The sequence below is a fragment of the Paraburkholderia sp. genome (assembly GCF_028283785.1).
Taxonomy (GTDB): Bacteria; Pseudomonadota; Gammaproteobacteria; order Burkholderiales; family Burkholderiaceae; genus Paraburkholderia.
This window is the reverse complement of record NZ_JAPWKB010000019.1, coordinates 1391617-1404334: the sequence shown is the minus strand read 5'-3', so window position 1 is coordinate 1404334 and position 12718 is coordinate 1391617. Positions and strand designations below refer to the sequence as shown.

The 12718-nt window shown below is 62.2% G+C and carries 10 protein-coding genes; 6 read left to right on the top strand and 4 right to left on the bottom strand.

Annotated elements, in window-relative coordinates:
* Positions 1–97: 97 nt before the first annotated feature.
* The 3 genes from PW947_RS28460 to PW947_RS28450 all read right to left on the bottom strand — a co-directional run bounded on the left by PW947_RS28460 (position 98) and on the right by PW947_RS28450 (position 2325).
* Entirely contained in the window at positions 98–691 is a 594-nt protein-coding gene (locus PW947_RS28460) for a YSC84-related protein (protein WP_299635697.1), read from the bottom strand.
* Positions 692–1189: 498 nt separating this feature from the next.
* Positions 1190–1639 (bottom strand): hypothetical protein, encoded by a 450-nt coding sequence (locus tag PW947_RS28455; protein WP_299635696.1) that lies wholly within the window; start codon positions 1637–1639, stop codon positions 1190–1192.
* 371 nt (positions 1640–2010) lie between these two features.
* Entirely contained in the window at positions 2011–2325 is a 315-nt protein-coding gene (locus tag PW947_RS28450; protein ID WP_299635695.1) for a PsiF family protein, read from the bottom strand.
* Positions 2326–2962: 637 nt separating this feature from the next.
* Here PW947_RS28450 and PW947_RS28445 point away from each other — a divergent pair.
* Entirely contained in the window at positions 2963–3259 is a 297-nt protein-coding gene (locus tag PW947_RS28445) for a YciI-like protein (RefSeq protein WP_299635694.1), read from the top strand.
* A gap of 487 nt (positions 3260–3746) precedes the next feature.
* A complete protein-coding gene (locus tag PW947_RS28440) occupies positions 3747–5327 on the top strand; it encodes a transposase (RefSeq protein WP_299635693.1) in 1581 nt (526 codons plus the stop codon).
* Between the two features lie 509 nt (positions 5328–5836).
* Here PW947_RS28440 and PW947_RS28435 read toward each other — a convergent pair.
* Entirely contained in the window at positions 5837–7399 is a 1563-nt protein-coding gene (locus PW947_RS28435; protein ID WP_299635692.1) for a mannose-1-phosphate guanylyltransferase/mannose-6-phosphate isomerase, read from the bottom strand.
* A 606-nt stretch (positions 7400–8005) separates the two neighbouring features.
* Between PW947_RS28435 and PW947_RS28430 the strand changes: the two genes are divergently transcribed.
* From PW947_RS28430 to PW947_RS28415, 4 genes are all read left to right on the top strand, one after another.
* Complete coding sequence (locus PW947_RS28430; protein ID WP_299635691.1) at positions 8006–9403, top strand: undecaprenyl-phosphate glucose phosphotransferase; 1398 nt, start codon at positions 8006–8008, stop codon at positions 9401–9403.
* 114 nt (positions 9404–9517) lie between these two features.
* Positions 9518–10975 carry a UDP-glucose/GDP-mannose dehydrogenase family protein gene (locus PW947_RS28425; protein ID WP_299635690.1) on the top strand — a complete coding sequence of 486 codons (1458 nt, stop codon included), beginning with the start codon at positions 9518–9520 and terminating at the stop codon, positions 10973–10975.
* A 67-nt stretch (positions 10976–11042) separates the two neighbouring features.
* On the top strand, positions 11043–11486 hold the full coding sequence (locus PW947_RS28420) for a low molecular weight phosphotyrosine protein phosphatase (RefSeq protein WP_299635689.1): 444 nt from the start codon (positions 11043–11045) through the stop codon (positions 11484–11486).
* On the top strand, positions 11480–12664 hold the full coding sequence (locus PW947_RS28415) for a polysaccharide biosynthesis/export family protein (protein ID WP_299635688.1): 1185 nt from the start codon (positions 11480–11482) through the stop codon (positions 12662–12664). Before PW947_RS28420 ends, PW947_RS28415 begins: the two co-directional genes overlap by 7 nt.
* Positions 12665–12718: the final 54 nt, after the last annotated feature.

The following is a 12718-nucleotide window of genomic DNA, read 5'->3' as shown; positions in this document are numbered from 1 at the left end:
TCTGCCCGAGCCGAATGGCCCGGACCGAACCGGCAGCATGACAACGGACCGCGATCGCAGGCAGGCCCGGCGCCTGCGCATCGCGTGATGCGTGACTTCAGATCTTCAGACGCGACACCTTGGTGCCCGACAGCGACAGATCGCCCATCAGACCGGCGTTCGTCATCACGAACACTTCGACCGGCGCCGTGGCAGTGGTGGTGTCGATCGCGCCGTTCGCGCCCATCTTCACGACCGCGACCGATGCGTCGCCGCCCACCGACCAGCCGTCGGAATTGCGGAATTTGTCGAGCGCGTCCTGCGTCATGAACAGGAAGATGATGGCTTTGGACTGCGCGCCGGCCTGGAAGCCGAACGAGCCCGAGATCGTGCTGTAGTAGCCGACCGTGCCGCCGCCCACCTTCAGCGAACCTTCGCCATACTGCCCGCCGACGATAAAGCCGACTTGCAGCACCGACGGGAACACGAGGACGCCACGCGCCTTCGACACCAGCTCGCGCGAACCCTTCACCGTCGTGAAGAGACGCGACATGGTCGTATCGACGTTCGAGTCGATCGACTGGCGCTTCGAGGAATCCGACGTGTTGGTCGCGGAATGATCGCTACTCGTGGTCGTCGTACAACCGGCAAGTGTAAGCCCACCGAAAGCCAGTGCCGCGCTACTCTTCAGAAGGAAGTTTCGTCTTTGCATCGTTCTTCTCCATCGTGGTTCTTGGGCGCAACCTCACCTTTTATGCCGGGTTGCCTGATCAGTTATATCATACGGACGCCTGACGAGTAATTTCGACAAGCGGTGAAACCCTTATCGTACGGGGCTTTGCGGCTGGTCAGGCAAAACCTTCAGGAAATTTTGACCGAGCGCATATTTCGTGTCCGACGGTATTCGAGCGCGTGTGGTACGGCCATTCGACCCCATCCAACCGCACTGCACGACCTGCACCGCCTCAAACAGTATGCGATGCCGGTCCCGCAAAATCACCCCATTTTTACCGATTCGACCGGCGAGCGGGCGGCCCGTGAAACCGCGTTGCAAGCCTGGCTCCGGGACCGCATCCGGTCCGATCAATGCCAACCCAGCAATTCGTGTGCCTCGTCCTGCCGTGAGCGTTAGCGTGACACAAGCGTTCGAAACGTGCGTCCGATGTGCACACGCGCGGCGCCTCCCGGCGACGGAAAATCCGGTGCGTTTTCAATGTTGTTGAGGATGTTTGGCCGGCGGCGGCGGGCGACGCAATGCGCGTCGGACGCCGCCCAGCACAATGCCGATGCCGAGCAGCGTCGCCGCCGGCACGACCCAATAACCGACGAACGCGTGCCACAAATACCCGGCAAGCGTGCTCCGGCGGTCTGCGTAGAGTTTGACGGCGTCCTGCTGACGCGGCGCATTGGCCGCGAGGACGTCGGCGGGACAACCGGCGGCGCGCGCATCGTCCGGGACGCCGTGACAGCGCGGCGCGTCGCCGGCGGCGCGTTGCGCGTCGGTGAGAGTCCACGTGGTCAGGGCGGTTTGCAGATCGAGCGAGTTGTACGCCATTTCTTCCTGGATCTCCCGCACCGCGACGATTGCCACGGGCACCATCCAGAACACGATCGTGACGAGCCACCGCCTGAACCAGCGGTTCTTGTGTCTCCATGCCATCCTTGCCTCCGTTCAATGCACTGCGGCATCAACGACAAGACGGCGGCCCGATGGCGCATATTTTTGTGTGGGGTGGGCCGTCTCCGCAGCCATCATAGAAGAAAAATCCGGCCGACGGCGGATCGCATTGGCGCGGCGTAGCGGGCGCGGGGCAAGCTGGAAGGGGTGGGTGTCGCGGATCGCGCCGAAGCGTGGAAAGCGCGTGGATTGAAGCGTGGATCGACTGCGTGCGCCTAAAGCGCGGACCTGAAGCGCGAATCTAAAACTCGAATCTAAAACTCGAATCTAAAGCGGGGCGCGGGACCGCCCCACGGATCTGCTGTCCGGCACGTCGTGTGCTACCCGACATGCCGGACCCGATGGATCGACGCTCAGCCCTTGTTGCTCAGGCAGGTCTTCATAAACGCCTTGCGGTCGTCGCCTTTCTTGTCGGTCGCCTGAACGTTGCAGGCCTTCATCTTGTCCTGCTGCGTCATCGGCGCGGCGGCCGGTGTCGAAGACAGACAGGTTTTCATGAACGCCTTGCGATCGTCGCCCTTCTTGTCGGCCGCCTGCTTGTTACACACGGTCATTTTCGATTGCTGGCTGTTGTCCGCGAATGCGGACGACAACGGTGCGGCGAGCAACGCGCCCAGCGTGAGTGCGGCGAGGGCGGATTTTGCGGCCTTGGCAGTGTGGATCTTCATCGGAAACTCCATCGGTGAGAACGTTAAGAGCGTTGAGAACGTTGAAAACTCGGTGAAAATGCACATTGAACGTGCACGGTGGAAATGCGTTGCTCAACCGGGCGTTGCCGTCCGGGGCCGCTTGACGTCATCGTGCGTGAATCAATGCTGACATAGCCGCGCCGTCTGCCAGAACGGCTTCAAGCGTAACCTGGTTGACAGCCGGTACGCCAGGATTTCCCCCAGGCAGGCGAAACCTGCGCCGGGCTATTTGTCTGCTGGAAGGCGCGCCGGTAGGGGCTCGCGGCGCGGGGGAAGAAAATCGGTAGCGTATATTTCGCCCGCTATTGGCGATTGAAAGAAAATGAAAGTTTCAGATGCTGGACAAGTGGCAAACGCATCATTGCGAGAACGGATTGATTAGCGATCCTTTAAATGTGCTTATCGCAATGGCCGATGCAATTGCAATTCGATGCTATTGGCGCTTATCGAAAACCGGCAGAAAATTCCGTTAAAAGCCGATTGCGTAAATTTGACCAATCGGGATTGACGCGGCTGGCGTGAACGCTGTTTGAAACGCATTGCGCAGCGTTCGACGCCGCCAAAGCGCACGTATGCCGGGACATTCGACCGGCGCTTGATAAAGAGGAGAGACGCGATGCATTACCTGTTGATGTACGAGCTTGCACCCGACTATCTGGAACGCCGTGGCGCGTTGCGCGACGCGCATCTGAAGCTTGCGCGGGCGCATGCGGAGCGGGGCGAGCTACTGCTCGGCGGCGCGCTGGCCGATCCCGTAGACACTGCGTTGCTGCTGTTCGAAGGCGACTCGCCGGCGGTTGCCGAAGCGTTCGCCAATGCCGATCCTTACGTGCTGGAAGGCCTGGTTTCACGATGGCGCGTGCGCGTGTGGAACACGGTCGCCGGCGAGCATGCGTCGAATCCGGTTCGCTGAACGAAGGTCTGCCGCGCGCTCACGTGCGGACGCTGCCGCGTTCGTGCCGTATCAAACGCGCGGCACACGCGGCGCGCGTCGCCAGGAAGGCTTATCGCCGCCATTCAAACGCTATTGATTGCTCCGCATAGCGGCGCTTAGCGCGCTATAGCATCCGCACGAATAGGAATTGCAAAGTGTGTCGATTGGATGGAGATAAAACGAAACAAAAAGCACAAGTTTGTTTCGACGCGTAACACTTGTCGCGACGATATCCATACAAACCCTAGCAATGGTATGCTCAATGCATAAAATTCTCCGATGCACGAGTGAGACCACGTTCTGTGCTTCGCCAATGGGAATATGCGCACTGTTCAAGTGCGCCAACACCCCGCTCTAGCTGGAACGTAAAGACATATTTGTGCAACCGCGGGCACTACACGAGTCGTTAAAAAGAATTCGTGAGTGCCCAACGCCACGGCCTGGCCAGGGCTGTGTGGAGAAACACATGTTTTTCGATGAGCTAAGCAATGACGAATGGGCGATTGTCAGCACCCTTGTGTCCGACGAGCCCGCTATCCGTCTGAATCGCCGTGGGCGTCCACGTGCCGAGCCGCGCGTCGTCGCGAATGCGGTTCTCTGGATCCTGACCACGGGTGAACCGTGGTCCAAACTGCCTGGCCGCTATCCATCGGGGCCGACCTGCCGTCGCCGTTTCGAAGAGTGGCAACAGAACGGCACCTTGCTGCATATGGTGCGTCTGCTCGAACAGACCGGGCGTACCTTTGCCTATATTCCGGAAGCGGCGCCGCCCGTCGCCGCGAAGCCTGCCGTGCCCGCTGCCGCGCCCGTTGCGCCGGCGCGCGACGAAGGGCTGGGCGGCGTCAGCTGGAAACGCCCCGAATCCTGGCAGACGCCGGGCGCATCGAATGCCGCGCCGCGCTGGCGGGCTCCCGACCCGATGGCCGACATCGCCCGTCAACTCGGCGCGCTGGACCCGGTAATCGTTGACGCCGTGACGGAAGTCCGCGCGGAGACGCCGGTCGCCGTCGCGATGTCGCATGCCGAAGCCGCCAACGCAAGTGCGATGCTGCGTCCCGTGCGCGCGCCTTATGGCGCGTCGGTACCGGCCGCGTCGGTGGCGGGTGGCTATGCGCCGTATCAGCCGCAAGGCGTCCATGCGAGCACATCGTATGCGTCGTGCCCGGCGCAAGCCGGCTACGGCTTGATGCGCGAAGCCGACCGTCGCCGCCCGCTGTCGATGAGCCTGTCGCCGCGCGGCACGCCCATCGCCGACCGTCGCGGTTACGCGATCTATATTGCCGCCGAAGCAGTGCCGAACACGATGTATCGCGCGTGGGCGGAAATCGTCAAGGACGGCAAGCGCGTCGAGCGTTCCGGCCTCGTCGGTCCGCGTTTCGCCGACGCCGACGCCGCCACCCAGTTCGCGCTGGAATGGGCGCGTCAGTGGATCGACCGTCACGAGCGTTCACACGGCCAGGCGCAGGGTCAGACGAACGCTCACGCGTTGCGCGACACGCCGGCGCAGGGCAGTGGCTTTTCCCGTCAGCAAGCGCCGTTGCGTGCGCCGCAGGAACTGGCCGTGCGCAATCCGGTTGCGGCTTCGGGCGGTCCTGGCGCTCACGCCGGCAAGGCTGCGCATGGCGCACAGCATCCGTTGACAGGGCAGGTCGCGCATCACGCAATGAGTCAGCACGTCGGCCAGTCCGCCGCGCATTCGGCCAACCAGCCGATGACCCACTCGGTCAACGCCGCGCCGCATGGTGTCGCCGTACAAACGCCGTACACGGGCACGACCAGCTATCCGAATGCGCATCCGGCATCGGTGGCTTCGCATCCTGCAAGCTACGTGTCGGCGCAGGCCGGTTCGCCGAATGCAGCGGTGCCGCAGTTCAACGCACATGCGATCGCCCACGCCACGCACGTCAATGCGCATGTCAGCGGTCAACCGAGCGGCTCGATGAGCGCGCTGCGGATGCCGTTGCGTCGTTATCCGGAAGAGCCGTCCACTGAAGCATCGTCGGAGCGTTTTCCGCTGTCACACGAATTCATCTCCCACGCGGGATGAACGCAGCAAGCGCCCGCGGACGGTAGGAGCACCGCCGCAGGAACGCATTGCCCCGTCGAGGTTTCAAAGCTGCTTCAACGCTGCCGTAGTTCGTTGCTGGTTATTCGTAGTTCGTAATTCGTAGTGCGCGTCATCGTCTTTGTTCATGACGCTCCCGATGTTCCGGCTGTCCTCATCGCTTTCCAGACGTCCCCGACTTTCCACGCTGTCCAGCCTTTCCCGATTTCCCCAGTCGTTCGTTATCCGCGTCGTCACGTCGTATCCAAACCGCTTTCAGGCGGGCTGTTGCGCGCGCAGCGTGCGCCGGACAGCCGTGTCCGCCGCCGCGATGACACGCGCGCGAGAAAGATCGACAGGGAATAAAACGGAAAAGGCAAGCAGGACGACGCGCCCGGCGCGAAACACTGAAAGCCACTCAGGTTAGGTTCGCAACCGTCACGCAAAAAAGCAGGCTGACACGGACCGGCGCAGCGCGCGCGATCCGCATCAGCGGACCATCGCGGTACGGCTTACTGGCGGCCGTAAGTGTCGTCGAAGCGCACGATATCGTCTTCGCCGAGATACGAGCCCGATTGCACTTCGATGATTTCGAGCGGCATCTTGCCCGGATTTTCGAGGCGATGCTGGGTCCCGAGCGGGATATACGCCGACTCGTTTTCCGACACGATAAAGCGCTCTTCGCCACGCGTGACGAGTGCCGTGCCGCGCACGACGATCCAGTGTTCCGCGCGGTGATGATGCATTTGCAGCGACAGTTGCGCGCCCGGCTTCACGACGATCCGCTTGACCTGAAAACGGTCGCCGTTATCGACGGAATCGTAATATCCCCACGGACGATGCACCTTGCGATGGTTCGACGCCTCGCCACCGCCGTCGCCGCGAATGCGCCCGACGATCTTCTTCACGTCCTGCACGCGCGACTTATCGGCGACCAGAATCGCGTCGTCGGTTTCGACGACGACCAGATCCTGCGTGCCGAGACAGGCAATCAGCCGTCCTTCCGAATGCGCGAACGTGGACGCCGCGCCTTCGAACATCACACGACCGCGGCCGACGTTGTCGTCCGCATCCTTGGGCAGAATCTGCCAGATCGCGTCCCACGATCCGACGTCCGACCAGCCTGCCTGCAACGGCACGACCACGCCGGTCGACACGGTTGGATCGTTGCCGAGCGGCTCCATCACCGCGTAGTCGATCGAGTTCGACGGCGATGCCGCGAACGCGTCGCGTTGCAGCCGGAAGAAGTCGCCGTCGGTTTTGCCGCCCTCGTAGGCAGCCACGCACGCGTCGTAGATAGCCGGTTGAAAATGCTTGATCGACGCAAGCCAGGTGGACGCGCGCATGATGAAAATGCCGCTGTTCCACCAGTATTCCTTCGATTCGATATAGCGCTGCGCCAGTTCGAGATGCGGCTTTTCGACGAAGCGGTCGAGCGCGTGAACGTCGAGCTTGCTGGCTGCGTCGTCCGGCGTATCGGTGCCTGCCGGCTGCGTCACGGCCGCGCCGAGGCGGATATAGCCGTAACCGGTTTCCGCGTGCGTCGGCACGATCCCCATCGTCACGATCTGACCGTTGACCGCGTGACGGACACCGGCCGTCACGGCTGCATTGAACGCGGCGAGGTCGGCGACGGCGTGATCGGCGGGCATCACGACCATGATGCCGTCCTGGTCGGCCGCCGCGATCGACAGCGCGGCCACCGTGAGTGCGGGCGCGGTGTCGCGTCCGGCCGGTTCGAGAATCAGGCGGCTCAGCTTGCCGCTGGTGCGCAACTGTTCGGCGGTCGTGAAGCGATGTTCTTCATTCGCGACGACCACGAGCTCGCCCGCGAGCGGGTAATCGGTTTCGAGCGCGTCGAGACGGCGCGTGGTGGATTGCAGTAGCGAGTCGTCGCCAAGCAGGCCGATCAGCTGCTTCGGATACTGTTCACGCGACATCGGCCAGAGCCGCGTGCCTGAACCGCCCGCCAGGATGACGGGATGAACCTTCAGTTTGACGTTCAGCGACGTCGCGTTGCTGCGCGTAGTACCGGCGAGCGGCGCCGTGACCGAAGCGATGACCGAAGCTGTCATGGATTACTCCTCGAGGCTGGTGAGTGCATTCGATTTGTAGCATGACGTTAATTCGCAATAAAACGGCTTAATTAAGAATTACGCTTTTTCGATTATAAAAAACATGATGTGATGAGTGGTGCGGGAAAATAATTGATGCGGCTTCGGGTAAAAAATGAAAAATTATCCGGGACGCTTGCAAGTGTATTTTTTTATGCACACGAATTTATGCCCGAGCCAGTCGGGCGAATCGGGTGAGAGTTGCCGGTTCAAACGCGAAGCACTCGCCGATCAGCTTGCAGAACCCCCACAAATCAAGCCTGAGCGGCTTTTTGAGGTAACTTTTGCCGAACAAAAATCCACCAAAATACGGTAATAGTGACCGATACAATTGGAGATATTTTGCTATCTTGCCTGCCGAATTTTAATGCCGCTTTATCTAGTCTGTAACACGGGTATTCACCCATTCGCTGTGGCTTCTCCACAAAGCCCGCACGCTGGATGCCCGCATACCTGTTGATTGCCGGACAACCCCGCAACACGTATTTCGCTGCACACGGATTAACCCGTGGCGGTTTATCACTTCATTAACGGAAGGCCTTTGGACGACCAAATGAGAGGCGGCGCATGTTGAGCGTTCTAGCGAGAATCATCGACGTTTCGATGGTGGCCCTCGGCGCCCTGATAGCGGCGGCCGTGCATCGACGTCATGGCGTGTGGCTCGACGACATGCAAAGCGTGTCGCTCGCGTTCGACTGTCTGCTGGTCGTCGTGTTCTTTCCGGCGCTCGGTATCTATCGATCGTGGCGCGGCAAGCCGCTGGCCGATCTGCTGTGCCGCGTCGCGGTGGGCTGGCTGATGGTCGAGGGCACCGGCATCCTGATCAGCTTCAGCCTGCACCGCTCCGACCAGCTGTCGCGGCTGTGGCTCGCGTATTGGGCGGTCGCGACCGTCGTGCTGCTGGTCGTCACCAAGCTGCTGGTGCATTCGGTGCTGCGCGGCTTGCGTCGCGAGGGTTTCAACCAGAAGGCGGTGGCGATCGTCGGCGGTGCGCCGTACGACAAGTTCCTGATCGAACAGATGCGCAGCCGTCCCGAGACCGGTTTCACGCCGGCCCTCGTGTACGACGAAGACGGTTCGCGCAGCCCGTACGACGACCCCGATCAGGCGCAGCGTATCGAAGGCGTTCCGGTCGAACACGACTTCGACGCGTTGATCGCGCAGATTCGCAGCCTCCGCATCTGCGAACTGTGGCTCGCGCTGCCGATCTCGAAGGAGCGCACCATTCATCGCTTCGTGATGGAACTGCGCAACGACTTCGTGAATATCCGCTTTATCCCGGACGTGCGCAGCCTGACGCTGTTCAGTCAGCCGATGGTCGATCTGCTCGGCGTACCCGCGATCAACCTCGCGGCATCGCCGATCACCGATCTGCGCGTGCTGCCTAAGCGTGTGTTCGACCGCCTGTTCGCGTTCGGCGCGCTGACCGCGCTCGCGCCGGTGATGCTGACCATCGCCGTGGCGGTCAAGCTGTCGTCGCCGGGACCGGTGTTCTTCCGCCAGAAGCGCAAGGGCATCGACGGCAACGAGTTCTACATCTACAAGTTCCGCTCGATGAAGCTCCACCAGGAAGTCGCCGGCAAGATCACCCAGGCGACCCGGCGCGACCCGCGCATCACCGCGGTCGGCGCGCTGCTGCGCCGGACCAGCCTCGACGAACTGCCGCAATTCATCAACGTGCTGCGCGGCGAAATGTCGGTGGTCGGGCCGCGTCCGCACGCTCTCGAACACGACGACATCTACAAGGATCTGGTGAAGGGCTACATGCACCGTTACCGGATCAAACCGGGCATCACCGGCTGGGCGCAAATCAACGGCTATCGCGGCGAAACCGACCGGATCGAAAAGATGATGGGCCGCGTCAAGCTCGACCTGTACTACATGCAGAACTGGAGCTTCTGGCTCGACATCAAGATCGTCGTGCTGACGTTCTGGAAGGGCTTCGCGGGCAGCAACGCGTACTGAACGCCCCAAACGCAAACTGAACGAACTGAAAACGCCTGCCGCGGCAACCCGCAACACGTAGTACGCAACGCGGCAGGAGCTGGCAACACCAATCCAATCCTCGAGGTGTAATTCATGAACCTGACGATCATCGGTAGCGGTTACGTAGGCCTGGTCACCGGCGCCTGTCTGGCGGACATCGGCCACGACGTGTTCTGCCTCGACCTCGATCAGCGCAAGATCGACGTGCTGAACAACGGCGGCGTGCCGATCCATGAACCGGGCTTGCAGGAAATCATCGCGCGCAACCGCAAGGCGGGCCGCCTGACGTTTTCGACCGACGTCGAAGCTGCGGTCGCGCACGGCGATATTCAATTCATCGCAGTCGGCACGCCGTCGGACGAAGACGGTTCGGCGGATCTGCAATACGTGCTGGCCGCCGCGCGTAACATCGGCCGTCATATGACGGGCTTCAAGGTGATCGTCGATAAATCGACGGTGCCGGTCGGCACGGCGATGCGCGTACGTGCGGCAATCCAGGAAGAACTGGACGCGCGCGGCATCGACCAGATGTTCTCGGTGGTGTCGAATCCCGAGTTTCTGAAAGAGGGCGCGGCGGTCGAAGACTTCACGCGTCCGGATCGCATCGTGCTGGGTTGCGACGAAGACGTGCCCGGCGAAAAGGCTCGCGAGTTGATGAAGCGCCTGTACGCGCCGTTCAATCGCAACCGCGAACGCACGCTGTACATGGACGTGCGTTCCGCCGAATTCACCAAGTACGCGGCCAATGCGATGCTGGCCACGCGCATCTCGTTCATGAACGAACTCGCGAATCTCGCGGATCGCGTCGGCGCCGATATCGAAGCCGTGCGTCGCGGTATCGGTTCCGATCCGCGCATCGGCTATGACTTCCTGTACGCCGGTTGCGGCTACGGCGGCTCGTGCTTCCCGAAAGACGTGCAGGCGCTGATCAACATCGCGATCGAGCATCAGGAAGGGCTGCGCATTCTCGAAGCCGTCGAGGCCGTCAACGACACGCAGAAGAAGATTCTCGCGGGCAAGATCGTCGCGCGTTTCGGCGAAGATCTGAGCGGCCGCACCTTCGCCGTGTGGGGCCTCGCGTTCAAGCCGAATACCGACGACATGCGCGAAGCGCCGAGCCGTCCGCTGATCGCCGAACTGCTGGCGCGCGGCGCGAGCGTGAAAGCCTACGACCCGGTCGCGGTGGACGAAGCGAAGCGCGTGTTCGCGCTCGACCTGAAAGACGCGCCGCAGCAGCACGCGCGTCTGAGCTTCGCCGCCGACAGCGCCGACGCCGCGCAGGATGCCGACGCGCTGGTCATTCTCACCGAATGGAAAGCGTTCAAGAGCCCCGATTTCGACAGCCTCAAGGCGCAGCTGAAAGTCCCGCTGATTTTCGACGGCCGGAATCTGTACGAGCCGGACACGCTGCAGGAACTCGGCATCGAGTATCACGCGATCGGCCGCCGTCATGCGCAGCAACTGGCGGCGTCGAACGGTGCAAGCGGTGCAGCCGGAACACGCGCCGCTCACGCGCCAGGCGGCCGCGACGCGTACGCGATCGCACGCTGAGCACGCCATCGCGCTCGCGCCGCAGGCCGCCTCTCATCCTCAATCACATCACAACGGAGACGCAATCATGTTCGCCAACGTTCTGATCGTCTGTCACGCCAACGTGTGCCGGTCGCCGGTCGCGGAAATGCTGTTCAAGGCGCACCAGCGTGCCCGACTCGCGCTGCCGATCATGTTCCATTCGGCCGGGATTCGTGCACGCGAAGGCTTCGGAATGGACCCGGTGATGCGCGGCCTGCTCGCCGAGCGCGGCGTGCCCGCCGGCGTGCATTACTCACGGCGGCTCGACCGCGAACTGGTGCGCGGCGCGGATCTCGTGCTCGTCACCGAGCGCCGTCAGGTGCAGGCCGTCGAAGCACTCGATCCGGTCGCGCGCGGCAAGGTCTATCCGCTCGGTCAATGGGAAGACTCCGATGTCGTCGACCCGCACGGCAGCACCGACCGCGCGTATCGCGAGAGCTTCGCGCTGATCGAACATCTGGTCACGGGATGGATGAAAAAAATATGCTGAAAACAAAACACACTGCTACGTTTGCCGCTTCGTTGCTGTTGACCGCATTTCTCGGTGCCTGTGCCACGGCGCCCGGGAATTACCTCGACACATCGAGCCTGAAGGAAGAGCCGAGCAACGCGCCGGCCGAAACCTATCCAGTTCATCTGATCGACTCCGCGCTGGTCGCGCAACAGGCGCAGGACCGCGCGGCGACCCCGCAAAAGCTGCCGCCGCCGCCGATGGCCGATCCTTCGCAGTACGTCTATCACATCTCGCCGCAAGACATCCTCGGCATCACGGTGTGGGATCACCCCGAGTTGACGACGCCTAACGGCAGTTCGATGTCGTCCGGGGCGACCAGCACGCAGACGCTCGCGAGCGTCGTTCAGCAACCGTATGCGAGCCAGCAGTCGGGGCAGTCGGACCCGTTCGGTCAGACCGTCGCCGCCGACGGCACGATCTATTTTCCGTTCGTCGGCCGGATGATGGTGGCGGGCAGCACGCCCGGCGACGTGCGCGACCGGCTCGCGCGCGGTCTCGTGCGCTTCGTGCGCAATCCGCAGGTCGATGTGCGCGTGCTCGCGTATCGCGGCCAGAAAGTGCAGGTCACCGGCGACGTGAAGACGCCCGGGCCGCTCGCGATCAGCGATATGCCGCTGACGCTGGTGGACGCGATCACGCGCTCGGGCGGCGCCACCGATAACGCCGATATCCAGCGCGTCAAACTCACGCGCAACAACCAGCTTTACGTGCTCAATGCGAACCGGCTGCTCGAAGACGGCGACACCACGCAGAACGTGATGCTGCAAAGCGGCGACATCGTGAACGTGCCGGATCACACCGATAGCCGCGTGTTCGTGATGGGCGAAGTGAAGACGCCGATCCAGGTCAACATGATCAAGGGGCATCTGACGATCGCCGATGCGCTCACGCAAGGCGGCGGCATCCTCGATACCGATGCGAATCCGCGCCAGATCTACGTGATGCGCGGGATGAAGGACAACCCGACCAAGCCGGACGTCTATCGACTCGATATGACGCAGCCGAACGCGATCATGCTGTCGTCGCAATTCCAGCTGCAACCGATGGACGTCGTGTATGTCGGCACCGCTGCGTCGACCACCTTCAACCGTGTGCTGCAACAGGTTCTGCCGACGCTGGAATCGGTGTTCTACCTGAAGCAACTGACGCGTTAATCGCCTGACCCGTTGCCGGCGCGCCATCGTGACACGCGCACCCGGCAACGATCA